This is a genomic window from Archangium lipolyticum, from assembly GCF_024623785.1.
GTDB lineage: Bacteria > Myxococcota > Myxococcia > Myxococcales > Myxococcaceae > Archangium > Archangium lipolyticum.
Genome location: NZ_JANKBZ010000015.1, coordinates 209847 through 236671, shown reverse-complemented (window position 1 = coordinate 236671; position 26825 = coordinate 209847). Strand labels below are relative to the sequence as shown.

The following is a 26825-nucleotide window of genomic DNA, read 5'->3' as shown; positions in this document are numbered from 1 at the left end:
GCAGTCCCCGAAAAAGGAATCCCGATGCGCAAGCTTTCGATGGCGTTGCTGGCTGGTGTGGCCCTCGTTGGTTGCGGTGGTCCCGAGGTCGCCGAGCAGAAGATCCCCACGTTCGAGGAGTTCCAGGCCTCGGCCATCAAGGACGAGGGCGACGTCTACGTCGTCAACGGCGACGAGGCCGTCGAGGGCGTCCAGGGGCTGCGCGCGTACTACGACAACTACGTGGCCAACGGCGAAGTGGGCACCGCCAATGGCGAGCTGGCCGTGTACTACATCGGCGGTGACATCAAGTGGAGCTCCACCGCGGCTCGCAACCTCACCTACTGCGTGAGCTCCTCCTCCTTCGGTTCGCGCTACAGCACCGTCGTGAGCGCGATGAACAACGCGGCCGCGGCCTGGGAGGCCACCGCCAACGTCAACTTCGTGCACAGCAGCGCCTACGACTCCAACTGCACCGCGTCCCAGACGGCGGTGGTGTTCGACGTGCGCCAGGTGACCGGCGCCGGTTACACCGCGCGCGCGTTCTTCCCGAACTCCAGCCGCTCGGCCCGCAACGTCCTCATCGACAGCAGCGCCTTCGGCAACATGGGCGTCTGGACGCTGACCGGCGTGCTGCGCCACGAGCTGGGCCACACCCTCGGCTTCCGCCACGAGCACACCCGGCTGAGCAGCACCGGCTGCTACGAGGACGCCAACTGGCGCGCGCTGACCAGCTACGACTCGTCCTCCGTCATGCACTACCCGCAGTGCAGGGGCACCCAGACGGGCGACCTCGTGCTGACCAGCCTCGACAAGTCCGGCGCCCGCGCGCTGTACCCGTAGTCCCCAGGCCCCCTGGGCCTCGTAGGTGATGTCCGGGCCAGGGAAGCCCACCCTCCCGTCCTCGGGAGGGCGCTTCCTTGGCCCTTCAATGAATGCGGTGCCCGCTGTTGTGGTTGTACTTGCCGCCGTGGCTGTATTTGGACCGAGTCCGTGGCCGTTTCCTTGTTGGAGAGGTCCTCCATCAGGAGACGTGTGCCCGCTGTCTGATACGGCGACACCTCGTCCGAGAGTCGGACAGTGATGACGGGAAGCGGATAAACGCCCGGCACCACGAGGGATTTCGCGCGAAAAGTCAGGGTCCTTTACAGGGAACCCAGGAATACCTGGACTCCCAATACTCCACGACTCCCCGCGCCATCCTCGCCAAGTCCGCGATTTCCCGAAGCGTGGACGGTTGGCCCGGCGGTTGCTCATGGGAGGCGGCGCGCGACCGCGGCTGGGGAAACCCAGGCGGCCGTGCCAACCCCCTGAAGTTCCCGAAAAGGAATCCCCCATGCGCAAGCTTTCGATGGCGTTGCTGGCTGGTGTGGCTCTTGTTGGTTGCGGTGGCCCCGAGGCCGCCGAGCAGCAGATCCCGACGTTCGAGGAGTTCCAGGCCCAGGCCATCAAGGACGAGGGCGACGTCTACGTCGTCAACGGCGACGAGGCCGTCGAGGGCGTGCAGGGTCTGCGCGAGTACTATGACAACTTCGTTGCCAACGGCGACGTAGGTACCGCCGAGGGCGGGCTGGCCGTGTATTACGTGAGCGGCCGCGACATCAAGTGGAGCGCCACCGCGGCCCGCAACATCACCTACTGCGTGAGCTCCTCCTCGTTCGGCTCGCGCTACAACACCGTGGTGAGCGCGATGAACAGCGCGACCGCGGCCTGGGAGGCCACCGCCAACGTCAACTTCGTGCACAGCAGCAGCTACGACTCCAACTGCACCGCGTCCCAGTCGGCGGTGGTGTTCGACGTGCGCCAGGTGAGCGGCGCCGGCTACGTGGCGCGCGCGTTCTTCCCGAACTCCAGCCGCTCGGCCCGCAACGTCCTCATCGACACCAGCGCCTTCGGCAGCTCGGGCTCCTGGACCCTGACGGGCGTGCTGCGCCACGAGCTGGGCCACACGCTCGGCTTCCGCCACGAGCACACCCGCTCCACCTCCTCCGGCTGCTACGAGGACAACCAGTGGCGCGCGCTGACCAGCACCTACGACCGCGCCTCCGTCATGCACTACCCCCAGTGCAACGGCACCCAGACGGGCGACCTCGTGCTGACCAGCCTGGACAAGACCGGCGCCCGCGCGCTGTACCCGTAATCCGTCCGCTCGTCTGAGCTGACACAGGGGCCGGGGATGCACCACCTCTTGGGGGGTGGGGCGTCTCCGGCCTCGCCGTTTCCGGCTACACCTGCTGGGACAGGCCCTCCTCGAGCCCCAGCCGCGGCTCGAAGTAGATGAGCGTCTTCACGTGGTCCGAGTCCTCGATGTCCAGGCACTCGATGTCTCCGCTGTCGCTCTCCTCGGCCCAGACGTGCTCCGGGTGCAGGATGCGGTGGGTGATCTCCTCGCCGGGCCGTCCCACCGTCACCTCGATGGCCCCCTCGTCGCTGCCCTTCTCCTCGACGGAGATGTCCACCAGCGGCAGGCTCGCGGCCACCGTCTGCTCGCCCAGGTCCGGACTCCCTGCCTCGACACGGACCTGGTGGTCCCGCTCGATGCTGCTCAGCAGGGTGAGGTAGTCGGACCACACCTCGCGGGGAATCTCTCGCGTGTGATGCTGCATGGGAACACCTCTCACTTCTCCGGGGTCTGGGGCTTCGCCGCCTTGGGGAAGAGCTCCACCGTGGTGGCCTCGTACTTGCCCCCCAGCTCGTCATAGGAGGCACGCACCTGCACGCCCTCGCGCAGCTGGGTGCGTTGCGCCGGCTGGCCCTGGCTGAGGAAGCGGGTGTCCTCCTGCAGCGCGAGCGTCATCGTGGTGCTCCCGCTGTTGTCGCGCACCGTGATGCTCTGGGCGCCCATTCCCGTCACCGTGCCGTAGATTTCCTGGTCCGCCAGGTCCTCGCCGCCGATGACCTCGGGCTTCTGCTCGGTGACGCTCTCGTTCTCCACCGGGGCTTCCTCGCCCATGCGGCCGCGCTCCGTCGCGACCACGCCCCGGTCATTCGCGTTCTCGTTGTTCCCCTTGTTGCAGCCGGAAGCGAGGCCGAGCAGGGCCACCGCCGTCAGGCTCCATGTCCACTTGTGCATGCCCATCCCTTCCTTCCGCCGCGTTCAACGGTTCCCTTGGGACAAGGTGGGGAGCCGGAGCGAGCGGTCACAAGCGAATGGGCATGGGGCCTCGGGTCTCCTGCCCGTGGGGCGAGCGGGCGGGCCACCGGCCGGGAGGAGCTGCCCCGCTCCGCGAGGTGGAGGAGCGGGGCAGGGGGACTACTACTGAAGCGTGGGGTAGCCGACCACGTTGCCGCAGTAGGCGCTGGAGCCGCAGGTGGTGCCCTTGCTGGTGTACCAGGCCGACTTGCGGGTGCCGTACTGACGGTTGTCCGCGTGCACGTGCGGGCCGGTGGCGCTGCCGGTGCCGCCCACGAGGCCCAGCGCGCAGCCGTCGCACGTCTTCGAGCCGGAGCTGACGTTGGCGTAGATGTGAAGCTGGCGGTGCTCCCAGCCGTTGGAGCCGGTGACGACGTAGTAGTTGCCCGCGCCGCCGTTGCAGGTCGAGCCGTAGCAGGCCGCCGCACAGCCGCCGTAGTACCGGTAGTAGTAGCTGCCGGAGAGCATGGCGCGGTGGTTCCACTCACCGCAGGACGCGTTGCCCATGTCGAGCGCGGTGTGGCTGCTGCCCGAGCAGTTGTAGTACGTGGTCGAGTTCACGTTCGCGGTGGTCTCGCAGATGGGACCCTTCGCGGTGGCGGAGACGGCCACGCCCGCCCAGCCGGCCGTGAGGGCCACGGCGGCGTACAGCATCTTCTTCACGTTCATACTGCCTCCTCTGAGGTTGCACTGCGGAACTGCGTTCCCCCCGTTACTTGCGCAGACGCTCCTTCTCCCGGAGCAGCAGCTCCCACTCCTGGAGGTTCATCCCGAGCGCGGTCCGCCAGGCGTCGATCTCCGGATCCATCGCGGGCGCCACGCCCCGCAGCGACTCGAGCGTGGACAGCGCGCCGCCCATGCCCAGCCGGACGATTCCCTGGAGCGCCGCCTTGCGCACCGCCGGGTCCTTGTCCGTGCGGTAGAGCTCGACGAGCGAGTCGCGCACGCTCGCGGACTCCGCCCCGGGCACGCCGCCGAGCGCCGTCGCCGCCGCCCCGCGCAGGCTCGCGTTGTCCGAGCGCAGCTGCTGGCGGAGCTGCTCCACCGTGCCGTGGCCCACCTGCTCCATGGAGACCTCGGACAGCAGCTTCGCGGCCACCTCGGGGTCCTTCGCGGCCAGCGCCGTGTTGACGGCCGTCTCGGACACGGTGCGGTCGTGGCCGAAGTACACCTTCGCGCTCTCGTGGACGAGGTTCTCCACCACCGCCTGGCGCACCTCGGGCGCGCTGTCGCGGATGAGCTGCTCGTACGTCACCACGCCGCCGTTCTTCGCCATCGCGTCCACCGAGCCGGTGCCGCGCAGCCCTCGCACCGCCGCGGCGCGCAGGCCCGGATCGGCATCCCCCGCCGCGCGCGCGAGCAGCGGCTGGAGGAGCGTGGCGTCCTCGCTGAAGCTGGCCTTGCCGGCCAGGGCCGCGCCCAGGGCCTCCAGCGTGTCGGCATCCCTCTCCTGCTGGATGACGGCGAGCAGCTCGTCGGCGGGCATGGCCCGGGCGGCCACCTTCAGCCGCTCCTTCACGTACTTGCGGTAGGCGGGCGAGCCGGACTTCAGCGCCGCGCGCAGCTCGTCCACCATGCCGGTGAACGAGCACGTCACCTGGCGCAGGGGCGTCTTGTCGGTGCCGGCGGCGGAGGCGCCGGCGGGCAGCAGCCAGGCCGCGGCGGCGAGCAGCGCCACGCGCCAGCCGGTGGAGCGGTGTCCATGAGACATGCGAGTCATCAGTGCGGCGCTCCTTCTTCCATGATGCATTGGTGGCGCTCTTCCTTGCCCATCCAGACGCGGGCGAAGTCCACCGCGCCCTCGGCGTAGAGCCGCTGGAAGTCCTGGTAGTCCTGGAGGAAGCGCGGGTCCTGCGCGGCCATCTGCGCGAGCAGCGGCAGCGCCCGGGCACCCGCGGCGCGCACGGCGAAGCGGAAGATGGCCCAGCGCACGCACTCGTCCTGCTCGGCGGGGAAGGCGGCGCGGTAGGCCTCCAGCGCCTTGTCCGGCTCCTGCGTCACGGCGAGCCGGAAGGCGGCCATCTCACGCACGTCGCGCTCACGGTCCGTGCGCAGGATCTGCGTGAGCCGCTCCATCGAGTCGCCGCCGATGACGGGGTTCGAGTACGAGGGCATCTCCAGCGCCAGCAGGCGCACGGCCATGTCCTCGGACTTCTCGCCGATGTCGAGCAGCTCCTTCCAATAGGGAGCGAAGTTGCCGGTGCGCTCGAAGTCCTCCTTCATCACCCGGCCGAGGGTGCGCGTGGCCACCCAGCCCGCCGAGTCCGCCGACAGGTCCATCGCGACGGCCTTCAACCGCTGGATGTTGGCCGGTGACAGGCGCTTCTGCGTCTCCAGCGCGTCCATGGCCGCGGCCCGGTTCACCAGCTGCGAGCCCTTGTCCTCGCCCATCTTCAGCAGGCGCTCGGCCACCTTCGGGTCCTGCACGGCGCCCGTGGCCTTCAGCGCCTCCATGTAGACGCCCAGCTCCGGCTGGTGGGACTTCTCCGCCCAGTCGAGCACCTGGAGCGCCTTGCCCGCGTCATCCCCCACCAGCTCCGTGAGCCGCTCCTGGAGGTACTGCGCGAGCTCGCGATCTCCCGCGCCCACCGCCGCGGCCAGGGCCTGGCGGAAGTTGTCGAGCGAGGCGTTCTCGTCGAACTCGCCCACGCCCTCCCAGCACCCCGGCATGGGCAGCACGTCCTCCTTGGGACGGCGCTCCTGGGGCTGGTCCGGGCCTCCGGGCCGGGTCGGTGCGGCGGCGGCCCGGGCGCTCCCGGACGGGGAGGCCGTGTTGGCCAAGGTCTCCGGGGATTCCCCCCCGCTGGAGTCCGAGCGGCGCGAGAGCAGCGCCGCCCCGAGGATGATGAGCAGCAGGGCGCCGATCGTGACGGCGGCCTTCTTGGATGGACGTTGCATGGTCGTGACCCTGGTTTTCCAGGTATCACGAGGAAATATTGCTACTCAAGATTAATGCGTCGTCTTTTCTTGGAGACTGAGAGTAAAGTGGGGGGCGGAGGCGGATTCGATGCAGGGAGGAAGCAACTTCTCCACCCCCGGGCCCGACAATTTCTTCGAGTTTGTTACTTCCGAATCTTCCGCCCAGGAGCGGCCATGAGCTACCGCATCAAGTCCGGAGACACGCTGTCCGCGATCGCCAGGAGCCACAACACGACGGTGAGCGCGCTGATGAAGGCCAACCCGCAGATCAAGGACGCGAACCTGATCTACGCGGGCAAGTCGCTGAACATCCCCGGCTCGCGTGACAGCTTCGAGCCCGGCCCCTCGCGGGGCAACAGCGGCAGCCCGTCGACGCCGGGCACCCAGGGTCCCGGCTCCGTGGGCCCGGCCTCGCAGGGTCCCAAGGGCAGCCCCTTCGACATCGCGATGTCGCACCTGGGCAAGAACGCCGGCAACCTCAAGCTGGAGAAGGGCGGCGTGGGCTCGGACATGGAGGACTGGGTCCCCAACAACGTGAACTGCGCCAACTTCGTGTCCGCGTGCCTGGAGCAGGCGGGGCAGATCACCAACGGCCAGCACCACAACGCGGTGGTGGGCCTGCAGGCCAACCTGGACAAGGACCCGAACTTCAAGCGCGTGTCGCTGTCCGAGGCGAAGCCGGGTGACGTGGTGTGCCTGAAGACCAACGGCGGCCACCACGTGGTGATGTTCGCCGGCATGAAGGACGGCAAGCCCCAGTTCATCGGGTCCAACAACGTGAACCCGGATGGCTCGCAGAGGATCTCCATCTCCTCGATGAACTACCCCATCATGTCCATCCACCAGTACCGCGGCTGAGCGGAGCCGCACGAGGACGGGGGGACGCTCGAGAGACGGCTCTCCGGGACCTGGATGGACGCGCGGTGCCGGAGGCTCGTACCGGCATCGCGTTTTCTTTTCTCACCCGGCGACGGTGACGACCTGATCGCCGTCCAGCACCAGGCGCACGGTGGACACCTGGGGCTCGCCGAAGTGGTCGTACGCGGCGCGCTCCAGCTGCGGCACCAGGGCGGCACGCAGGCCGCGTGCCCCCGTCTCCCGCTTGAGCGCCCGCGCCACCACCCACTCGCGCACCGCGGGCTCCACCACCAACGTCAGGCCCTCGTGGGCGAACTCGCGCTCGTAGGCGCGCAGCACGTTGTCCTCGAGGATGCTGCCCAGCGTCGTCGCGTCCAGCGGCGCGAAGGAGACGATCCGGCTGAAGCGGCCGATCAGCTCCGGGATGAAGCCGTAGCGCGCGAACGCCGTCGTCTGTTCGAGCTGATCCTCCGTCACCGCCTCCGCGATGACCGGCTCGCGCTTGCGCACCTCACGCCCGAAGCCCATGCGCTCCTTCGTCCCCAGCTCCTCGGCCGTGCCCTTCAGCCCGCTGAAGGCCCCGCAGGCGATGAAGGTGAGCGCCGACAGCTCCATGGGCATGGGCGGCGTGCGGCTGGTGAAGCCGAAGTCCGGCGGGAAGTCCGCCCTCGGCGCGCTCAGCAGGTTGAGCAGGCCGCGCTGCACGCCGAAGCCACTCACGTCCTTGGTGGTCTGCTGCCCGGCGAAGCGGGCATCGGAGCGGCTGGTGGCGAGCTTGTCGAACTCGTCCATGCAGATGGCCCCACAGGCCGCCCACGCCGCGTCCCCGCCCGCTGACTCGTAGAGGCGCGAGAGCATCGTGGTCACGTCGTCTCCCACGTACCCCGTCTCGGAGAACTGCGTGGCGTCCACGATGAGCGTGGGCACCCCGAGGATCTCCCGGAAGAGCAGCTCCACCAGGAACGTCTTCCCACTGCCGGTGGGGCCCAGGAACAGACAGTTCTCGCGAGTGCCGGGCTCGGGGGCGATGCCCTCCAGGTGGATGCGCCGCAGCCGCTGCAGGTGGCGGTAGGCCAGCACCGACGCCGCGCGCCGGGCCTCCTTCTGGCCACGGTAGCCGAGCCCGGAGAGGCGCTCGTCGATCTCCCGTGGGGAGAGCACCTCCAGCGCGGCGACGCGCTCGCGAACGGACTGGCCATGCTCGAAGGGGAGTGCCTGCAGATGGTCGGGACGTGGGCTCATGAAGTGGGCGGCATCTTTCCGGCAGCGACGGCACCGGACAAGCGTTGCCTGGAGACACTCCCGTTGCCCGGCCGCTCTCGGAGGGGGCGAACACCGTGCAACAGGGCCACCAGTGAACATCTCCCTGCCTCATGGGCTCGGAGGACACGTTCCTCGTGGCGTCAGGGTGGATAAGTAGGTGGACATGGAACGAGCAGAGGACACGCGGGGGCGGACTCATCGCCTGGGCGCATGGGTGGAACCGGGTACGGGTGTCCGGTGGCGCGTCTGGGCCCCCGGACATCACAAGGTCGAGGTGGTGCTGTTCGGCCGGGACGGGCAGCCAGGCTCCTCGCTGCCCATGGCCGACGAGGGCCACGGTTTCTTCTCCACGACACTTCCGGGCGAGGGCGCGGGCGTGCGCTACAAGCTGCGGGTGGATGGCGAGGGTCCCTTTCCGGACCCGTGGAGCCGTTCACAACCGGACGGTGTGCACGGCCCCTCCGAGGTGGTGGTGCCGGACTTCGCCTGGACGGACGCCGCGTGGAAGGGGCCGGACCCGGAGGCCCAGGTCATCTATGAGGTGCACGTGGGCACCGCCACGCCCGAGGGCACCTTCGAGGCCCTCATCCCCCGCCTGCGCTCGCTCAAGGCGCTGGGCATCACCACGCTGGAGCTGATGCCGCTGGCCAGCTTCCCGGGCTCGCGCAACTGGGGCTACGACGGGGTGGACCTCTTCGCGCCCCAGGCGGAGTACGGCGGCCCCCAGGGCCTGCGGCGTCTCATCGACGCGGCCCACGCCGAGGGGCTCGCGGTGCTCATCGACGCCGTCTACAACCACTACGGGCCGGACGGGAACTACCTGCGCTGCTACTCGCCCTACTACTTCACCGGGCGCCATCACACCCCGTGGGGCGAGGCCGTCAACTACGACGGCGAGGGCGCCGAGGTGGTGCGCTCGCTGGTGCTCTCCAACGTGGAGATGTGGATCCGCGACTACCACGCGGACGGGCTGCGGCTGGACGCGGCCCACGCCATCATCGATGACGGCAGGTCCCACCTCCTCACGGAGATCGCCGAGCGCGCGAGGGCCTCGGCCCCCGGACGGCGCGTGGTGGTCATCGCCGAGGACGAGCGCAACGACACGCGCCTGGTGCGTCCGCCCGCCCAGGGCGGCTACGGGCTGGACGGCGTCTGGGCGGATGACTTCCACCACCAGATGCGCCGCGCCTTCGCGGGCGACAGCGAGGGCTACTACCGGGACTACACCGGCAGCGCGGAGGACCTCGCGCGCACGCTGCGGCAGGGGTGGTTCTACGAGGGGCAGACTTCCCAGGTGCATGGCCGTGCCCGGGGCACGCCGGTGGAGGGCACCGAGCCCTGGCGCCTGGTGCACTGCATCCAGAACCACGACCAGGTGGGCAATCGGGCGCATGGCGAACGGCTGGGGGCGGACGTGTCCCCGGCGGCCTTCCGCGCCATGAGCACGCTGCTGCTGCTCTCGCCCTACACGCCGTTGCTCTTCATGGGGCAGGAGTGGAACGCGAGCACGCCCTTCCTCTACTTCACGGACCACAACGCCGAGCTGGGCAAGCTGGTGACGGAGGGGCGGCGCAAGGAGTTCGCCGGCTTCGCGCGCTTCGCCGGTGAGGAGGTGCCGGACCCGCAGGCCGTGGAGACCTTCGCGCGCTCGAGGCTCGACTGGAGCGAGGCCGAGCGGCCGGAGCACGCCGGGGTGCTCGCCCTCTACCGCGAGCTGCTGCACCTGCGCGCCACGGATCCGGCCCTGAGGCACAACCGCCGGGGCCAGTACGACGCACGGCCCCTGGGTGAGCACGCGCTGGTGCTGGAGCGCCGGGGTCCCGAGGGCTCGCTGCAGGTGCTCGTCAACGTGCGCGGCACGCTGGAGCACCGGCTGCCCGCTGGCGCCCGGCTGGTGTTGTGGAGCGAAGCGCCCCGCTTCGGCGGCACCTCGCGCGAGGAGCCGCTGCGAAGCGGGGTCGTCCGGCTCGAGGGGCCCTCGGCCGTGGTGGTGCGCATCACGGGCTGAGCCCCGCTGGAGCCACGTGGGCGGTGTGACTAGAAGGCACCGCCCACGTTGAGGCCGACGTTGATGTTGTTGCCGTCCTGCGCCAGACCCAGGTTCTCGCCGCCGAGGAAGCTGTAGGTCGCGCGCGCGCCGGCCCGGATCGCACCGAACCGGTAGTCGACGCCCGCGGCCAGGGGCACTTCGGTGACGAAGTCATTGTCGAAGATGACCTCCGAGTCGCCGCTCGGGTTGAGCACGCTCACGCCGAAGCCCGCGCCGACGAAGGGCATCAGGTTGCCCTCGCTGCCGAGCTTGGGGCCCACCTTCGCCAGCGCGCCCACGTTGTGCCGCCACAGCGCGCCGTCCAAGTTCTCGAACGGGTTGCGCGAGCCCGCGTAGCCGAGCTCCACGCCCAGCAGGGGCAGGGGCCTCGAGTCGGCCTGGATGCCGAGGGACGCGCCCGCGCCCGTGTTGTCTCCCAGGTCGCCCGTGTATGCGTTCAAGCCGCCGGTCACGGAGATGCCCAGGTCATTGGTGATGCCGCGGTCCGCTCCCCGGTCCGGGTCGTAGATGCGCACGTCGTCCTGGGCGAATGCGGGTAAGGCCAGCAGCGCGGCCGCCGCGGCTGCGCCGAGACCCCAGCTCTTCTTGAAACCCATGGTGTTGCCTCCCTGTGGTCCCCCGTAATCGTTCGGGGGTCTGTCGAAAACTGGACCCGGGGTCCGATGACAGGAAGCGCACCCCTCCTCATCCCTCCCACCCCAGCACCCCCCCAGGCGGCCAGCGCTCCGGTTCCCGGTCTGGCCGAGGCTGGGAACGTGGAAAGTGACTTGCTATACCGCCCCCTCCCCTCCGACCTCTCAGGTCGGTAGGCGAGCAGCCAGCGCAGGGCCTACACGGGTCGCGCGCTGGCGGCCCGACTCCGGGAGTCCATCGGACCGATGCGACTCCATAGGGAGGGGTATGCTCGCAACCACTTGTAATTACTGAGAAATTCTCAGGAATTGATTGGAGGAGCGAGTGTTCCATGGCCAACACTCGGGATGGGTGCCCTGCTGGAAGTCCTGCCGGCGCACCGGTCCCTTCACCGCAAAGGAAGCGACATAGTGATGAATCGACTCCCCTCCCGCCGCCGGCAGCTGGCCGCTTTCGGGCTCGTCTCCCTCGTCACCTTCACCGCGTCCCAGGCCCTGGCGGCCGGTGGCTTCGTCTCCGCCATCGCGAGTGCGGATGACGGCAACACGCCGGCCAATGCCATCGACGGCAGCCTGCCCACCCGTTGGTCCGCGGATGGCCGCGGTCAGTGGCTCCAGGCGGACCTGGGTGCCGTGAAGTCCCTGAGCGCCCTGGACATCGCCTGGTACCGGGGCAACGAGCGGGCCAGCCGTTTCACCATCTCCGTCTCGTCGGACGGCAACACCTTCACGCAGGCGTTCTCGGGCACTTCCTCCGGGACGACGGCCTCCGCCGAGCGTTACACCTTCCCCGCGCAGAGCGCCCGCTACGTGCGCGTGACGGTCGATGGCAACACCATGAACAACTGGGCGAGCATCTCCGAGCTCGCCGCGCCCACCTCCGGCGATCCGGCGCCCACCCCGACGCCCACCCCGACTCCCGAGACGGGCAAGGACGTCTTCGGCGTCACGATGATCTACCCGACGAAGGCGGGCGGCGAGACGTGGTTCCTCAAGGACAACGCGCTGCAGGACTCGCGCTTCGACCCGCAGGACACCATCACGCGCAACGCGGACGGCTCCTGGAAGATGAAGAGCAGCCAGGTGCGCATGCACGCCAAGACCTCCACCGGCTACGACTCGAAGAAGATCCCCACGTATGACCCGGACGTGCTGGCGAGCCGCGGCTACATGCAGGCCGCCAACGACTGGAAGAACGTGGAGATGACCGGCTTCATCAAGGTGAACGCCGCCAGCGACATGAGCGACAACTTCGCCTGGTACGCGCGCGGTGGCCGCCACACCGACTCGCTGGCGTGCGAGGGCTCCTCGTACAAGGGCAGCCTCCACTACGACGGGCGCGCCCGTTGGCAGAAGGAGTCCTGGCACGTGAGCTACGACCAGACCGCGTACAAGACGGCCACCACCTCGCTCAAGGGCCGCTGGGTGGGCTTCAAGTCCATCATGAAGAACACCGCCTACAACGGGAAGCCCGCGGTGAAGCTGGAGCTGTGGCTCAACGACAACGCGGACAAGGTGACCTGGAAGAAGGTCTACGACACCATGGACTACGGGCAGATCGGCGGTGACCTCGATCACTGCGGTGGCTCCGTGGCCGCCGCGCCCATCGTCTGGGGCGGCCCCCTGGCCACCTTCCGCTGGGACAGTGCCTCGGACGTGGACTTCAAGTGGTTGAGCGTGCGTGAAATCACCGAGTAACGAAGGCCTCACCCACGATGGGTGAAGTACCGGGCGCGGGGAGTGTGACTCCCCGCGCCTCTTTCGTTTCCGGGTGCTGGCCGGGTACTCGCGGCTCGGCGGAAGGGGAGGGTAGACTGGTGCTCCGACACACGGTGGGGGGCCCCGTCGTAGAGGATCATCGATGTCCGCCGTGACCCAAGTCAGCCACTCGTCCACCGCCGCCACTTCCGAGAATCATGGGGACGCCCTGCTGAGCGCCCTGGCCGAGGTGGAGCGGGCGAGCCCGGATGGCAGCCTGGTGCTGAGGGTCGTGCGGGACGCCGCCGGGGCCATCGCCGATTTCGAGTGCGTGTTCATCAACGCCGCCGGGGAGCAGGTGACGCGGCGGGTGGCCGGTCCGCTCCTGGGGCGGCGGATGTTGGAGGTCTTCCCCACCGAGAAGGCCCGGCAGCACTTCGCCATGTACCGCCAGGTGGTGGAGTCGGGGCAGCCGTGCGTGCTGGAGGTGATGCTGCCCGAGGACGAGGGGATGTGGCTGCGCATCACCCTGACGCGGTTCCAGGATGGCGTGCTGGTGCGCTTCCAGGACATCTCCCCGAGCAAGCGCTCGGAGCGGGAGCGGGACACGCTGCTCGTGCAGGAGGTCACGGGACGTCTGGAGGCGGAGGCGCTGGCGCGGGAGCGAGCGGGAGAGCTGAACGCGGCGCGCGAGAGGCTGGTGCAGACGGAGCGGCTGTCGGTGGCCGGGCAGCTCGCGGCGGGGGTGGGGCATGAAATCAACAACCCGCTGGCCTTCGTGACGGGCAACCTGCACGTGGCGCTCGAGCAGTTGTCGGTGGCGGCGCGGGAGCTGGGGCCCACGGTGGCCGAGCGGTTGAAGGACACGGTGCATGCGCTGGAGGATGCCCGCCGGGGCGCCGAGCGCATCCGCACCATCGTGAAGGACCTGAGGACGCTGGCGCGGGCGGACGAGACGCGGCTGGGGCCGGTGGACGTGCACGCGGCGCTGGAGTTCAGCGTGTCGCTGGCGATGCCGCACCTGCGCCACCGGGCCCAGGTGGAGCGCCGTTACGGCGTGGTGCCGCCGGTGCGGGCCAACGAGGCGAAGCTGGGGCAGGTGTTCCTCAACCTGCTCGTCAACGCGGCGCAGGCCATCCCCGAGGGAGACGTGACGCGCCACCGGGTCTCGCTGGTGACGCGGCGGGAGGGCGAGCGGGTGGTGGTGGAGGTGCGTGACACCGGCGTGGGCATGACCCCGGAGGTGCTGGCGCGCATCTTCGAGCCCTTCTTCACCACCAAGGATCAGGGAGAGGGGACGGGGCTGGGGCTCTCCATCTGCCTGGGCATCATCCATTCGATGGAGGGCGAGCTGAAGGCGGAGAGCGAGCCGGGACGGGGCAGTACGTTCCGGGTGGTGCTGCCGGTGAGCGAGGTTCTGGATGTCATGGCCGTGCCGACGCCGGCGCGGACGATGGCGGACGTGCAGGCGCGCAAGCGGGTGCTGATCATCGACGACGAGCCGGGCATCGGCTCGGTGATGAGGCGAATCCTCGGGCGGGTGCACGAGGTGGTGGTGGTGCAGAGCGGCCGCGAGGCGCTGGCGGTGCTGGAGAAGGACGACGGCTTCGACCGCGTGTTCTGCGACCTGATGATGGCGGATCTGACGGGGATGGACCTGTACGCGCGGCTGGTGGAGACGCGGCCCGAGTGCCTGTCACGTTTCGTCTACATGACGGGAGGCGGGTTCACGGACCGGGCGCGGGACTTCCTCAAGCAGGTGTCGGCGCCGCGCATCGACAAGCCCTTCGAGGCGGAGGTCATCCGGGCGTTGGTGGCGCAGGCTCCGCCGAGGCGCGCGACATAAAAGGCTGGGGTGGGGGCGTGGGGGCGTCTATATGGGCGCCCCATGGAAGCTCTCGAGCGTTTCTTCCTCATCCGTGAGCGGGGCTCGTCCGTGGGGACGGAGCTGCGCGCGGGCCTGGTGACGTTCCTGACCATGGCCTACATCCTGCTGGTCAACCCGCAGATTCTGTCCGAGGCGGGGATGCCGGTGGCGGATGTGACGGTGGCCACGGCCCTGGGAGCGGCGTTCGGCACGCTGCTGATGGGGGTGTACGCGAAGTTCCCGTTCGCGCTGGCACCGGGCATGGGGCTGAACGCGTACTTCACCTATGGGGTGGTGAAGGGGCTGGGGGTGGACTGGCGCTTCGCGCTGACGGCGGTGTTCGTCGAGGGCCTGCTGTTCATCGTGCTGTCGTACGGAGGAATCCGGACGATCATCCTCAATGCGATTCCGGCACCCATCAAGCTGGCCACGACGACGGGCATTGGCCTGTTCCTGGCGCTCATCGGGCTGAAGAACGCGGGGCTGGTGGCGGACAGCCCGGCGACGCTGGTGCAGCTGGGGGTGTTGCACGCGCCGGTGCCGCTGCTGGCATTGGCGGGGCTGGTGCTCATCGGGGCGTTGATGTCGCGGAAGGTGCAGGGGGCGTTGTTGATAGGCATCGCGGTGGTGGCGGTAGCGGCGTGGGGGCTGGGGCTGGCGAAGGCGCCGGAGTCGTTCGTGAGCGTGCCGGGGCTGCCGCGCGAGACGTTCTGGGCGTTCGACTTCTCGCAGGTGCTGACGGGGAAGTTCCTGACGGTGATGCTGGCGTTCCTGTTCGTGGACGTGTTCGACACGGCGGGCACGCTGTTGGGAGTGGGGCGTATCGGAGGCTTCCTGAAGCCGAACGGTGAGCTGCCGGGAGCGGGCCGGGGCTTCATGGCGGACGCGGTGGGAACGGTGGCGGGGGCGGCGTTCGGCACGAGCACGGTGACGTGCTACATCGAGTCGGCGGCGGGCGTGGAGGAGGGTGGGCGCACGGGACTGACGGCGGTGGTGGTGTCGGTGCTGTTCCTGCTGTCGCTCTTCTTCGTACCGACGCTGGCGGCGATTCCGCCGGTGGCGACGGCGCCGGTGCTGGTGGTGGTGGGGGCGCTGATGATGAGTGGAGCGCGCGAGCTGGATTGGAGCCGGATGGATGACGCGCTGCCGGCGTTCCTGACGATCGCGCTGATGCCTTTCACCTACTCCATCGCGAACGGAATCAGCGCGGGCATCGTGTCCTACGCGGCGCTGAAGCTGTTGTCGGGACGTCCGCGCGAGGCGCACCCGGTGGTGTACGTGCTGGCGGTCCTGCTGGTGCTGCACTACGCCACGGGAGGGGGAGCCTGAAAAAGCTGCTCTGTCGTAGGCACCTGGATGCCCTTGGAGCGCCTACCGCTGCCTCATGCTTGCCGTTCCTGCTCGTCTCCGCGCACGTCATGAATGATGGGCGCGTCGCTGGTTCGCTTCGATGATGACTTTGAGGATCATGAGGAGGTCGAACACATCCTTGAACTTCCCTTGAGGACCTCGACTTCCGGCCATACGGATGAACCGGAAACCGTCTCTTGTACGGACCCTGACGCCAACAGCCTCATTCTTCGAGGGCGGCGATTCGCAGTCGATGATGTCGTCGAGCGCAATTCGGACGATCTGCTGCTTCTCGAGGGCATAGATGGCCTTGTCGGTGAACGCGACGAGAGATTCTTCCCAGGGAGGCGGATTCTTGTACCAACCTACCAGTGATTCTCCGGCGGGCAGTTCCATGGACAGTGGGGCCGCGGAATGTCCATCGGACACTTTGAAGGCGGTCGATTCCTTCATGTTGCGACGAATCAGCGCGGCTATCATCAAAGCCATCAGGTCCCTCCGAGAATGAAAGTGGCGGTATCCCTTCCGCCAACATTACGCCGCGACACGAGCGCTCGTATCCGGGAAGAGGATGTCGCGCAGTGCCATCTCGCTCCGCGGGTAACCACCCATACCCGGTGCGCTCGGCGACGCGAGGCACGACTCGTTGGGAGGCGACGAACTCATCGGCCATCGGGCCTCCACGTCGCCGAGCACCGCTCGGGCGCGCGAGGGGGCTCGCGTCAGCACCACGGGGCGCTCCAACCGCGCCACCAGTCTCCGCCCGAGGTAGCCCGTGTAACGGCGGACGGGGAAGATGGTCGAGTTCGAGTATCTGACCATCCATCAGGGCCGCCTGGGGTCCGGGGAGGCAGGCATGGGTTGGCGGAGCCTGTCGCCGGACGCAGCTTCCCGGCAGGAGGTGGGCCATGCGCTCACGGACCGTACTCGCCGGGCTGACCGTGGCCATGTGCGCCTTCGGCGCGCTGGCGGAGGACCCCACGCCACCGGAGCTGAAGGCGATCGAGGAGAAGGCCACGCCCGGGGATCAGTTCACCCAGCAGGAACGCGGCTCCATCCTCGGCACGGTGAAGGGGGCCACCGGCAACGTCATCACCCTCGACGTGGGCCCGAGGGAGCCACTGGTCCAGGTGGTCGTGAAGGACGAGGACAGGCTGCCGATCCGTCAGGACGGGGGACAGGGCTCGCTCACCCTCGAGCAGCTCCAGGAGGGCATGCCCGTCCGCACCTGGTTCCGAGGCGAGGGCGGCGTCCGGGTCGCCACGTCCATCGAGGTATTGCCCCCGCGCGCCCAGGCTCCCCGGAAGTGAGGCGCCTCTCCTAACGCGCGTTGGGGAAGGTCTCGAAGGGCCACTCGCGCCGCTCCGTCTCGTGGCCGAGCCAGCGGTCCGCGAGCCGCTGCGCGAGCCTCCACGGCTCCCCGCCGGCACGATTCGTCAGGACGATGACCGTGAGCCGCTGCTCCGGGTACTTCACGATGGCGTTGGTGAAGCCACTCGTCTCGCCATGATGGGAGAGACGCATCCGTCCCCCGTCCTCATCGACGAACCAGCCGAACCCATAACGCGCGGACGCGCCATCCGGCAGCGTCGGCGGCGTCCACGCGAGCCGCTGGGTGTCCGCACGGACGAGCGTGTGCGCGTCCAGCGCCGCGTCCCAGGCCACCAGCTCCGCCACGGACGAGTAGATGCCACCATCTCCCAGCACCGCGCTGGTGGGGCTCTGGTCTCTCGGGCGGAAGCCGTTCGCATCGGCCACGTAGCCGTAGGCGCGCCGTGCCACCGTCGAGATGCCCTCCTCATGGGCGACCGTCGAGCGCATGCCGAGCGGGGCGAAGATGCGCTCGTGCAGGAACCGGGCGAAGGGCATTCCGCCCACCCGCTCCACGACGAGGGCGAGCACCGCGTAGCCGGAGTTGCTGTAGCGCACCGCGCTCCCGGGCGGGAAGTACGTGCGGTCGGCGCGGGAGAGCAGCTCGAGGACGTCCCTGTCCTTCACCTGCACGGTCTGGGTGTCCGGGACGAAGGCCTCGTAGTCCCAGATGCCCGAGGTGTGGTGGAGCAGGTGCCGGATGCGGACCTCGCGCAGGTACGCCGGGAAGCCGGGGAGCACGTCGGCCACGCGGTCGTCGTAGCGGAGCTTGCCTTCCTCGGCCAGGAGCATGATGGCGGTGGCCGTGAACTGCTTGGAGAGCGAGGCCAGGCGGTACTGGGTCTCCGGCGTGGCCCGGGTGCGCGTCTGGAGGTCCGCCAGTCCGTAGGCGCGGCTGAGCACGACCCGCCCTTCGTGGATGACCACGACGCTGGCGCCAGGCGCCTCCGGGGTGTCATGGGCGGCGAAGATCGCATCCACGGCGTGCGCGTCCGCGGCCGGGAGCGCCCGGGTGCTCGACGTGGCTCCGGCGCATCCCAGCATCACGGCGAAGAGGACGGGGAGCGCGAGGGAAGGGGCGGTGAGGTTCGGCATGGCCGGGAGTCGTACCACCCGCGCGCGAGCACGGGGACTCCCGGAGCGCGCCTCAACGGTCCGTCTTGATGCCCAGCGGCGAGGCCGAGGGGCGGCGGGGCTTCTGTACCGCGGGCTTCGGCGTGAGCTTCACCGAGACCTCGGGTGCGTCCCCGGCGGACACCGGGCGTGACACCGGCTCGTAGCCATCCAGCTTCAGGGCGAGCATCACCGGTGGCGCGTTCGTGGTGAGCGGCAGTTCCAGCGGCGTCTCTCCATGCTGCTTCCCATCCACCACCACCACCGCGCCCGACGGCTCCGAGAGCACCTTCAACGTCACCGCTTGCGGCGCCGGGGCCCGCTCGGGCTGCGTGGGTGGGGTGGGTTGGGCCACCGGAGGGTGCTCCGGCATGGGCGCGAGGGACTCCGCGGGCGTGGAGCGCAGGAAGACGAGCGCGACTCCCGCGCTGATGAGCAGCGCGCCCAGTCCGGCCACCATCGGCACCACCGGCATGCGCCGCCGCCGCGTGACGGGGAGGGGACTGATGGACAGCGTGGGCCGGGAGGCGACCAGCGTGATGGGCCTGGGCGGTGAGACGGCCGGGGTCCCCGTCTGCGAGGGGGGAGAGCCGGGCGGGGGCGGGAGCGGAGGCCGCTGCGACTGCGAACGGACGCTGCTGCGGGACGGATTGGTCTTCGCGTCCAGGTCCGTGTCCTCGGCGAGCTGGTCCAGGTTGGCCGGGTCCGACTCGCGCGCGATGCGCTCCGCGTACACCTCCCGCAGGAAGGCGGACAGGTGCGCGTTGCTGGCCGGCAACCGCTGCTGGAGGATGTAGTCCTCGATGGCCAGCCGGAAGGCCCCGCAGTCCGGGTAGCGCTCCTGCGGCGTGGGCGCCAGCGCCTTGAGCACCAGCTCGTCGAGGCCCGGCGGCAGCTTGGGGTTGAGCTGCGAGGGCTTCGCCACCTGGCAGTCCCGCACCAGCCGCAGCGTCATCATGTCCGACTCGCCCTTGAAGAGGCGCCGGCCCGTCAGCAACTCCCACAGCACCACACCCAGGGCGAACAGATCACTCCGCGCGTCCACCGGCTGGCCATTGGCCTGCTCCGGCGACATGTACGGGTACTTGCCCTTGAGCACTCCGGTGGCCGTGTGCGACGCGCTGCCCACCGCCTTGGCCACTCCGAAGTCGATGACCTTCACGCCTCCGTCGAAGCCCACCAGGATGTTCTGCGGCGACACGTCCCGGTGCACCAGCTGCAGCGGCCGGCCCTGGGGGTCTCTCGCCTGGTGCGCGTAGTGCAGCCCCGCGGCCGCCTCCGCGATGATGCGCAGCACCAGCCCCACCGGCAGCGGTCTGCTCAGCGAGCGCGCGAACTTCTCCATCCGGCGCACGTCGTCGCCCTGCACGTACTCCATGGCCAGGCAGTGCCGGCCGTCGATCTCCGTCAGCTCCAGGATGGTGATGAGGTTGGGATGCGCCAGCCGCGCCACCAGCCTCGCCTCCTCCAGGAACATCTCGAGGAAGTCCTCATCCTCGGCCAGGTGCGGCAGGATGAGCTTGAGGACGACGAGCCTCTCCAGCCCAGATCCCTTCTCCAGCGCGAGGAACACCTGTCCCATCCCGCCGGAGGCGATCTTGCGCAACAACTGGTACTTGCCGAAGGGGACTGCCATGGCGCGTCACGATAACCCGGGTTCCAAGAATCCGCGAATGTCCAATTCGTGACTTGTTCGAGTAGGCAGGCGGGCAAGCATCGGACGGGTGGTCATGCTTTCAATTTGTAACCAGATTGCAATGCAGCCCAGGCCACGCCGGTAGCAAACACCGCGAGGGCCAGAAGGATTCCGCTGCCCAGCAAAGGGGAGAAGCCGCTGGTGCCCAGCATCCCGTAGCGCAGCCCCTCCACCATATAGACCATGGGGTTGAAGAGGCTGAGGTGGTTCCACGGCGAGGGCAGCGTGCGCACCGAGTAGAAGATGCCGCCCAGGAAGGTGAGCGGCAGCATCACGAAGGTGGGGAAGAAGTTGATCTGCTCGAACTTCTCGGCCCACACCGCCGCGAGCACCCCCAGCACGCTGAAGGTGTAGGAGGAGAGCAGCAGGAAGAAGAGGGTGGCGGGCGCGTGCTCCAGGCGGAAGCCGGTGAAGAGCGTGGCCACGGCCCAGGTGAGCCCGCCCACCATCAGCCCGCGCACCATGGCTCCGCCGATGAAGCCGGCCATCAGCTCCAGGGGCCCCAGGGGCGCCACCAGCAGGTCCACCACCGTGCCTTGAATCTTGGTGATGAACAGCGAGGAGCTGCTGTTGAGGAAGGCGTTGTTGGCCAGGCCCAGGAAGACGAGGCCCGGGACGATGAAGGACAGGTACGGCACGCCCTCGACCTCGTGCACGCGCCCGGAGAGCGAATAGCCGAAGACGAGGAAGTAGAGCGAGGTGCTGATGAGGGGCGAGAGGACGGTCTGGCCCGGCACGCGCATGAAGCGCCGGACCTCCTTCGCCAGCAGGGTCTTCATCCCGATGGTGTTCATGGTGTCGTCGAGGCGGAGGCGGCGGGCTTGCCGCGCAGGATGTCGATGAGGATGTCCTCGAGGCGCGAGTGGCGCGTCTCCACGTTGTTGACGGGCAGGCCCTGCGTGTAGAGGGCGCGGAGGATGTCGCTGGCGGGAGCGCAGCCCTCGCGCTCGGCGTAGGTGAGGGTGGAGCCATCGGCGGAGAGTACGGCCCCCATCTGACGCGTGGACTCGGGGAGCACGGCGACGGCGTCGGTGAAGGTGACGACGAGCCGCTTCTCGCCCAGCCGGCGCAGCAGCGCCTTCTTGTCCTCCACCAGCAGCAGCTTGCCCTCGTTGATGACGCCCACGCGGTCAGCCAGCTCCTCGGCCTCCTCCAGGTAGTGCGTGGTGAGGACGATGGTGGTGCCCTCGGAGGCCAGCTTGCGCACGTACGTCCACAAGTCCCGGCGCAGCTCCACGTCCACGCCCGCGGTGGGCTCGTCCAGGAAGACGAGCTTCGGCTTGTGCACCAGCGCCTTGGCGATGAGCAGCCGGCGCTTCATTCCGCCCGACAGCGCGCGCGTGAGCGAGTCCGCCTTGTTCTGAAGGTTGAGCGCGGTGAGGACCTCCTGTACCCGCGCCTCGTCCCGGTGCTGCCCGTAGAAGCCCTGCTGGATGTGGAGCGACTCGGCCACCGTGAAGAAGGGGTCGAAGTTGATCTCCTGCGGCACCAGCCCCACCTCGTAGCGCGGGCGCACCGGATCTTCGTCCAGGTCCTTGCCGAAGAGGATGATCTTCCCGCTCGTCTTCTTCACCAGCCCGCACACCGAACCGATGAGGGTCGTCTTGCCGGCGCCGTTGGGGCCGAGCAGGGCGAAGATCTCCCCGGGGCGGATGCTGAGGTTGACGTCGGAGAGGGCCGTGAGCTTGCCGCCGTAGGTCTTCGTGAGACCTCGGAGCTCGAGCGCGGGGGTGGAGGACATGATGGGATGCGCCTTTACCACCACCGGGGCTCACGGAAAGGCCTGACTGCATTACAATGGGGCTGCAATGCTGACCGTGAAGGAGCTGAGGACACTGGCGGTGCGCCTGACGGAGCCGTTCTTCTGTCAGCAGGTGGGTCCGTTCGCGCTGGTGCAGAAGCCGCCCAGGCCGGTGGTGGAGCAGATGGCGATGCGGCTGGGGGCTCAACGCACGGTGCTGGGCCCCGGCATGGGCAGCCTGGAGGCGCTTCAGGTGTCGATGCTGTTGAATTTCGACCTGTTGCAGGTGGCGACGCTGCCCCCGCTGCGCTCCCAGGACTCGCTGGCGGTGGGGCGGTTGCCGAGCTGTGACCTGGTCATCAACGACCCGTCCGTGTCCAAGCACCACGCGGAGCTGCGCTGGTACGGGCCGGCCTCCAGCTGCCGCGTGAGGGACCTGCGCTCCACCAACAGCACCTTCCGCAATGGCCAGCCCCTGGTGCCCGAGCGGGAGTACCTCCTGAGGGACGGGGACCTGCTGCGCTTCGGGAACGCGGATTTCGCCTTCTTCCTGGCGAAGTCGCTCCACCTCCGGCTGCTGCGCAGTGGCCCCACGCCGATGGCCCCCGCGGTGGGCCCCGGCCGGCGCGGCATCCCGCCTGGGGAGTAGGGGGGCAGGTCATCTCCGGGGGAGGGGGGAGGACTCCGAGGACGTGACGCGTGGTACGGGCTGTTCTCACGCGGAAGAGGCGGAAGCCCGGGAAAGACATGTCCGGGAAGAGCGGGAGCTCGGCCGAGCGCCTTGAGCCCGCCGCGGCACCCTGCTATCCGCCACCGTCCCCGTCACCGAGTTGGAGGCAGAAAGAGCACGATGGCCCAGAACTTCATCTTCACCATGCAGGACCTGCGGAAGGTCAAGGGCGGCAAGGAGATCCTCAAGGGCATCTACCTGTCCTTCTTCCCGGGAGCGAAGATCGGCGTCATCGGTCCGAACGGCTCCGGTAAGTCGACGCTGCTGCGCATCATGGCGGGCGTGGACAAGGAATTCTTCGGCGTGGCCAAGCCGGACCCGAGCGCACGTGTGGGCTACCTGGCACAGGAGCCGCAGCTCGACAACTCGCTGGACGTGAAAGGCAACGTGGAGCTGGGCCTCAAGCAGGTGCGTGCGCTGCTGGACCGCTTCAACGAGGTGAGCGCGAAGTTCGCCGAGCCCATGGACGACGCGGCGATGGAGAAGCTGCTGGCCGAGCAGGGCCGGTTGCAGGATGCCATCGACGCCTGCAACGGCTGGGAGTTGGATCGGACCCTGGAGATGGCGATGGACGCGCTGCGTCTGCCGCCCGGGGACGCGGATGTGACGAAGCTGTCCGGCGGTGAGAAGCGCCGCGTGGCGCTGTGCAGGATTCTGCTGGAGAAGCCGGACCTGCTGCTGCTGGACGAGCCCACCAACCACCTGGACGCCGAGAGCGTGGCGTGGCTGGAGCAGGCCCTGAAGGAGTACAAGGGCACCATCGTCTGCATCACGCACGACCGGTACTTCCTCGACAACGTGGCGGAGTGGATTCTGGAGCTGGACCGCGGCGAGGGAGTGCCCTGGAAGGGCAACTACTCGAGCTGGCTGGACCAGAAGCAGAAGCGGCTGGAGCTGGAGGAGAAGTCGGAGAGCGCGCGGCAGAAGACGCTCAAGCGCGAGCTGGAGTGGGTGCGGGCCTCGCCCAAGGCGCGCCAGGCGAAGAGCAAGGCGCGTATCGCGGCGTACGAGGATCTGCTCAACCAGACGCAGGAGAAGAGGGATCCGACGGGCGAGGTGACGATTCCGCCCGGGCCGAAGCTGGGTGGCCTGGTGGTGGAGGCCAAGGGGCTGCGCAAGGCGTACGGGGACCGGCTGCTGGTCGACGAGCTGAACTTCAAGCTGCCGCCGGGCGGCATCGTGGGAATCATCGGGCCGAACGGCGCGGGCAAGACGACGCTGTTCCGGATGCTCACGGGAGTGGAGAAGCCGGACGCGGGCGAGCTGCGCATCGGCGAGACGGTGAAGATGGCGTACGTGGACCAGAGCCGCGACGCGCTGGACGGGGACAAGAGCGTCTTCGACGAGGTGAGCGGCGGGCTGGACTACATCGACCTGGGCCGTGCGGGACAGATTCCGAGCCGTGCGTACCTGGCGGGCTTCGCGTTCAAGGGACAGGACCAGCAGAAGCGGGTGAAGGACCTGTCGGGCGGCGAGCGCAACCGGGTGCACCTGGCGAAGATGCTGAAGAGTGGCGGCAACGTGCTGCTGCTGGACGAGCCCACGAACGACCTGGACGTGGAGACGCTGCGGAGCCTGGAGGACGCGCTGCTGAACTTCGCGGGGTGCGCGGTGGTGATCAGCCACGACCGGTGGTTCCTGGACCGCATCGCGACGCACATCCTGGCGTTCGAGGGAGACAGCCGGGCGTTCTTCTTCGAGGGCAACTTCCAGGACTACGAGGCGGACAAGAAGAAGCGGCTGGGGGCGGAGGCGCTGGAGCCGCACCGCATCCGCTACCGTCCGCTCACGAGGAGCTGAGCTTCCACGAAGCACCCACCCCCTCCCTCTCCCTCTGGGAGAGGGTCGGGGTGAGGGTATCGGAGGTCCCAGGTTCACGGCTGTGGAAGTCCCCTCTCCCTCTGGGAGAGGGCTAGGGTGAGGGTCCACGAGCCACTCGCCGTTCATCCTGAACTACCTCGACCCGAAGGAGGTCCGGATGACCTTGCTCGCGGAGAACGGCTTCGCCCGCTGCGAGAAGCTGACGGCCCACCCCGAGTTCGAGCGCTGGAAGGACATGATGAGCCCTGGCGAGTTCTGGAGCACGGTGGGTGAGTCCTGGCTGGAGAAGGTGGGCGAGCCCGCGAGCCATGAAGCCCAGGAACGCGGAGGAGGCGGCCCGGCTCGAAGCCGAGAGACAGCGGCTCTCTTTTCATCCTGTTCGCGAGGCACACCAACTGACCGCGCGTGAGCATGGCGCCAAGAAAGACGCCAAGGTCGCCCTGGAGGCCCTCACTCTAGGTGACGGGGAGCGCGTGCGCGCATGCCTGGAGGAAACGTCCCTCTCGGTGCTTGATGAGCGCGGTGGGAAGACGGGCCTCTCCGCATACCTGAAGGAGGTTCGCGAGCGGCTCGTTCCCGTGCTCGGTGGACGAGCCCCGGGCTCCTGAGCACTGGCGGGGGGACGGGAGCACCCGTGTTCAGTCCGGGTAGACCCTCACCCCAGCCCTCTCCCAGAGGGAGAGGGGGCATACACGGTTGGTTGCCCAAGGGCCGGGTACCCTCACCCCGGCCCTCTCCCGGCGGGAGAGGGAGGGCGGGTGTGCGGGTTCTCACCTCCGCTCGGGCCTGAATGTGGGCCGCGTCCCGGGTCGCGCTATGGTGCTCCCGTCGCGCAGGAGGCCCGCCCGAGCCCGCCCATGAACGTCGTCTTCATCTCCCCTCACTTCCCCCCTCAGTTCTTCCACTTCGTCACCGCCCTGCGCGAGCGCGGTGTCAATGTCCTGGGCATCGGCGATACCCCCTACGACTCCCTCCGCCACGAGCTGCGCGAGTCCCTCTCCGAGTACTTCTTCACCCCCAACCTCAACGACTACGACGCCCTCCTGCGCGCCACCGGCTACCTCACCTGGCGCCATGGCCGTATCGATCGCATCGACTCCCTCAACGAGACCTGGCTCGAGGTCGAGGCCCGTCTCCGTCAGGACTTCCACGTCCCCGGCCTCCTCCCCGCCGACATCGCCCGCCTGCGCACCAAGCTCGGCATGCACGATGTCTTCAAGAATGCCGGCGTCCCCCACCCCGATGGCATCCCCGTCAAGGACGCCGCCGGAGTGAAGGCCTTCGCCACGAAGGTCGGCTACCCGCTCGTCCTCAAGCCCGACGTGGGTGTTGGCGCCGCCCGCACCTTCAAGGTCTCCTCCGACGCCGACGTCGACGCCGCCCTCTCCGCGCCCCTCCCCGGCTACGTGGCCCAGGCCTTCGTCCGCGGCACCATCGTCACCTATGACGGGCTCGTGGACCGCGACGGCCACATCGTCTTCCGCCTCAGCCACGAGTACAGCGACGGCGTCATGGAGGTCGTCCTCGAACAGCGCGACATCTCCTTCTGGAGCCTCAAGGAGATTCCTCCCGCGCTCGAGACGCTCGGCCGCCGTGCCGTGGCCGCGCTCGGCCTGCGCGAGCGCTGGTTCCACCTCGAGTTCTTCCGGCTCTCCGATGGCAGCTACGTCGCCCTCGAGGCCAACCTGCGTCCGCCCGGCGGCTACATGACGGACATGATGAACTACGCGTGCGACATCGACGTGTACCGGCTCTGGACCCGCATCCTCACCGGCGATGACGTGCGCGACTTCCGTTACACGCCTCGCTACCACGTCTGTCACACCGCCCGGCGCGCCTCCAAACGCTACCGCTACTCCCACTCCGAGCTGGTGGCGAAGCTCGGCGATGCGCTGCTGATGCATCGCGAGATGCCCTCCGTCTTCCACAGCGCCATGGGCAACGAGATGTACCTCACCCGCCACGACAGCCTCGCCGCCACCCAGGACGCCGTTCGCCTCATCCAGGCCACGGCCTGACGGCCCTCAGCGCTCCTTCCAGCTGAGGAGGTACGTGGTGCCCTCCTCCTCCCTGTGCACGATGACCACCCGTGGCTCCTCCGCGCCGCTCACCCTCAGGAAGCTGGTGAAGAGCTCCTCGGCATAGCCCGGCGCGTCCAGCACCGAGTTCATCCACATCTCGTACCTGCTCGGCCCCAGCTCCTTGAGCTGCACCTCGGTGTAGTTGTCCGAGGAGCGCAGCGCCTGCACCATCCTGTGCACCGTGCGCTTGGGCCCGAGCAGCCGCAACAGCCGCAGCAGCGCGCGGCCCACCAGCGTCTGGCCGTAGCCCTCCACGTGCCGCGCCGCCAGCTGGCGGAAGGCCTCCTCGCGAGGCACTCCCGGGTACACCTCCGCGATGATGATGTGGAGGCAGTGCTTCCACATGTCCAACCGGTAGGCCGGCAACAGCGGCCGATCCAGATCCAACCCCGCCTGGCGCAGGCGCTCCCGCATGCGCGGCGTCACCCGCTCTCCCACTCCGTGCCGGAGCAGACCCTCCACCACCTGGACGAAGACCATCCGGTCTTCCCCCTTCACTTCGCGGGGCCGCATCCGGACCTCG

General features: G+C 68.7%; 26 protein-coding genes. 12 read left to right on the top strand and 14 right to left on the bottom strand.

What is annotated here, in order from left to right; translation table 11 throughout:
- Positions 1 to 24: 24 nt before the first annotated feature.
- Positions 25 to 822: a M57 family metalloprotease gene (locus tag NR810_RS29485; protein WP_257457589.1), complete on the top strand. Its 798-nt coding sequence runs from the start codon at positions 25 to 27 to the stop codon at positions 820 to 822.
- A 493-nt stretch (positions 823 to 1315) separates the two neighbouring features.
- Positions 1316 to 2119 (top strand): M57 family metalloprotease, encoded by an 804-nt coding sequence (locus tag NR810_RS29480; protein ID WP_257457588.1) that lies wholly within the window; start codon positions 1316 to 1318, stop codon positions 2117 to 2119.
- A gap of 85 nt (positions 2120 to 2204) precedes the next feature.
- Here NR810_RS29480 and NR810_RS29475 read toward each other — a convergent pair whose 3' ends face one another.
- From NR810_RS29475 to NR810_RS29455, 5 genes are all read right to left on the bottom strand, one after another.
- Complete coding sequence (locus NR810_RS29475; protein ID WP_257457587.1) at positions 2205 to 2585, bottom strand: DUF5335 domain-containing protein; 381 nt, start codon at positions 2583 to 2585, stop codon at positions 2205 to 2207.
- An 11-nt stretch (positions 2586 to 2596) separates the two neighbouring features.
- Complete coding sequence (locus NR810_RS29470) at positions 2597 to 3052, bottom strand: hypothetical protein (protein ID WP_257457586.1); 456 nt, start codon at positions 3050 to 3052, stop codon at positions 2597 to 2599.
- A 183-nt stretch (positions 3053 to 3235) separates the two neighbouring features.
- On the bottom strand, positions 3236 to 3781 hold the full coding sequence (locus NR810_RS29465; RefSeq protein WP_257457585.1) for a M23 family metallopeptidase: 546 nt from the start codon (positions 3779 to 3781) through the stop codon (positions 3236 to 3238).
- Positions 3782 to 3824: 43 nt separating this feature from the next.
- Complete coding sequence (locus NR810_RS29460) at positions 3825 to 4832, bottom strand: HEAT repeat domain-containing protein (RefSeq protein WP_257457584.1); 1008 nt, start codon at positions 4830 to 4832, stop codon at positions 3825 to 3827.
- The gene (locus NR810_RS29455) at positions 4832 to 6010 is read right to left on the bottom strand and encodes a HEAT repeat domain-containing protein (protein ID WP_257457583.1); all 1179 of its coding nucleotides are present in this window, start codon (positions 6008 to 6010) and stop codon (positions 4832 to 4834) included. The genes NR810_RS29460 and NR810_RS29455 overlap by 1 nt, the downstream gene beginning before the upstream one ends.
- 195 nt (positions 6011 to 6205) lie before the next feature.
- Between NR810_RS29455 and NR810_RS29450 the strand changes: the two genes are divergently transcribed.
- On the top strand, positions 6206 to 6889 hold the full coding sequence (locus NR810_RS29450; protein ID WP_257457582.1) for a C40 family peptidase: 684 nt from the start codon (positions 6206 to 6208) through the stop codon (positions 6887 to 6889).
- Positions 6890 to 6991: 102 nt separating this feature from the next.
- On the opposite strand, the gene NR810_RS29445 is transcribed toward NR810_RS29450, so the two are convergent.
- Positions 6992 to 8131, bottom strand: coding sequence for an AAA family ATPase (locus tag NR810_RS29445; RefSeq protein WP_257457581.1), 1140 nt, complete (start codon positions 8129 to 8131; stop codon positions 6992 to 6994).
- A gap of 184 nt (positions 8132 to 8315) precedes the next feature.
- On the opposite strand from NR810_RS29445, the gene treZ reads away from it, so the two are divergent.
- Entirely contained in the window at positions 8316 to 10160 is a 1845-nt protein-coding gene (treZ, locus tag NR810_RS29440) for a malto-oligosyltrehalose trehalohydrolase (RefSeq protein WP_257457580.1), read from the top strand.
- 29 nt (positions 10161 to 10189) lie between these two features.
- Here the strand turns inward: treZ and NR810_RS29435 are convergent, their stop codons facing one another.
- On the bottom strand, positions 10190 to 10798 hold the full coding sequence (locus tag NR810_RS29435; RefSeq protein WP_257457579.1) for a hypothetical protein: 609 nt from the start codon (positions 10796 to 10798) through the stop codon (positions 10190 to 10192).
- Between the two features lie 450 nt (positions 10799 to 11248).
- Here NR810_RS29435 and NR810_RS29430 point away from each other — a divergent pair, with 450 nt between their 5' ends.
- The 3 genes from NR810_RS29430 (at position 11249) to NR810_RS29415 (ending at position 15728) form a co-directional block, all read left to right on the top strand.
- On the top strand, positions 11249 to 12532 hold the full coding sequence (locus NR810_RS29430) for a discoidin domain-containing protein (protein ID WP_257457577.1): 1284 nt from the start codon (positions 11249 to 11251) through the stop codon (positions 12530 to 12532).
- Positions 12533 to 12695: 163 nt separating this feature from the next.
- Positions 12696 to 14378, top strand: coding sequence for a hybrid sensor histidine kinase/response regulator (locus NR810_RS52230; protein ID WP_306818600.1), 1683 nt, complete (start codon positions 12696 to 12698; stop codon positions 14376 to 14378).
- A gap of 42 nt (positions 14379 to 14420) precedes the next feature.
- The gene (locus NR810_RS29415) at positions 14421 to 15728 is read left to right on the top strand and encodes an NCS2 family permease (RefSeq protein ID WP_257457576.1); all 1308 of its coding nucleotides are present in this window, start codon (positions 14421 to 14423) and stop codon (positions 15726 to 15728) included.
- Positions 15729 to 15815: 87 nt separating this feature from the next.
- On the opposite strand, the gene NR810_RS29410 is transcribed toward NR810_RS29415, so the two are convergent.
- The gene (locus NR810_RS29410) at positions 15816 to 16238 is read right to left on the bottom strand and encodes a hypothetical protein (protein ID WP_257457575.1); all 423 of its coding nucleotides are present in this window, start codon (positions 16236 to 16238) and stop codon (positions 15816 to 15818) included.
- A 45-nt stretch (positions 16239 to 16283) separates the two neighbouring features.
- A complete protein-coding gene (locus tag NR810_RS29405; RefSeq protein ID WP_257457574.1) occupies positions 16284 to 16571 on the bottom strand; it encodes a hypothetical protein in 288 nt (95 codons plus the stop codon).
- An 86-nt stretch (positions 16572 to 16657) separates the two neighbouring features.
- Here NR810_RS29405 and NR810_RS29400 point away from each other — a divergent pair, with 86 nt between their 5' ends.
- Positions 16658 to 17059 (top strand): hypothetical protein, encoded by a 402-nt coding sequence (locus NR810_RS29400; RefSeq protein WP_257457573.1) that lies wholly within the window; start codon positions 16658 to 16660, stop codon positions 17057 to 17059.
- Positions 17060 to 17069: 10 nt separating this feature from the next.
- Here NR810_RS29400 and NR810_RS29395 read toward each other — a convergent pair whose 3' ends face one another.
- The 4 genes from NR810_RS29395 to NR810_RS29380 form a co-directional block, all read right to left on the bottom strand.
- Complete coding sequence (locus NR810_RS29395; RefSeq protein ID WP_257457572.1) at positions 17070 to 18215, bottom strand: serine hydrolase domain-containing protein; 1146 nt, start codon at positions 18213 to 18215, stop codon at positions 17070 to 17072.
- A 52-nt stretch (positions 18216 to 18267) separates the two neighbouring features.
- Positions 18268 to 19869, bottom strand: coding sequence for a serine/threonine protein kinase (locus NR810_RS29390; protein ID WP_257457571.1), 1602 nt, complete (start codon positions 19867 to 19869; stop codon positions 18268 to 18270).
- 92 nt (positions 19870 to 19961) lie between these two features.
- Positions 19962 to 20723 (bottom strand): ABC transporter permease, encoded by a 762-nt coding sequence (locus tag NR810_RS29385; protein ID WP_257457567.1) that lies wholly within the window; start codon positions 20721 to 20723, stop codon positions 19962 to 19964.
- Positions 20720 to 21670 carry an ABC transporter ATP-binding protein gene (locus NR810_RS29380; protein ID WP_257457566.1) on the bottom strand — a complete coding sequence of 317 codons (951 nt, stop codon included), beginning with the start codon at positions 21668 to 21670 and terminating at the stop codon, positions 20720 to 20722. Before NR810_RS29380 ends, NR810_RS29385 begins: the two co-directional genes overlap by 4 nt.
- A 67-nt stretch (positions 21671 to 21737) precedes the next feature.
- On the opposite strand from NR810_RS29380, the gene NR810_RS29375 reads away from it, so the two are divergent.
- From NR810_RS29375 to NR810_RS29360, 4 genes are all read left to right on the top strand, one after another.
- Positions 21738 to 22319, top strand: a complete 582-nt coding sequence (locus NR810_RS29375; protein WP_306818599.1) for an FHA domain-containing protein — start codon at positions 21738 to 21740, stop codon at positions 22317 to 22319.
- A 201-nt stretch (positions 22320 to 22520) separates the two neighbouring features.
- The gene (ettA, locus tag NR810_RS29370) at positions 22521 to 24200 is read left to right on the top strand and encodes an energy-dependent translational throttle protein EttA (protein ID WP_257457565.1); all 1680 of its coding nucleotides are present in this window, start codon (positions 22521 to 22523) and stop codon (positions 24198 to 24200) included.
- A gap of 178 nt (positions 24201 to 24378) precedes the next feature.
- Positions 24379 to 24630 carry a hypothetical protein gene (locus NR810_RS29365; protein WP_257457564.1) on the top strand — a complete coding sequence of 84 codons (252 nt, stop codon included), beginning with the start codon at positions 24379 to 24381 and terminating at the stop codon, positions 24628 to 24630.
- A 448-nt stretch (positions 24631 to 25078) separates the two neighbouring features.
- Positions 25079 to 26239: an ATP-grasp domain-containing protein gene (locus tag NR810_RS29360; protein ID WP_257457563.1), complete on the top strand. Its 1161-nt coding sequence runs from the start codon at positions 25079 to 25081 to the stop codon at positions 26237 to 26239.
- Between the two features lie 6 nt (positions 26240 to 26245).
- Here NR810_RS29360 and NR810_RS29355 read toward each other — a convergent pair whose 3' ends face one another.
- Positions 26246 to 26815 (bottom strand): TIGR02265 family protein, encoded by a 570-nt coding sequence (locus NR810_RS29355; RefSeq protein ID WP_257457561.1) that lies wholly within the window; start codon positions 26813 to 26815, stop codon positions 26246 to 26248.
- Positions 26816 to 26825: the final 10 nt, after the last annotated feature.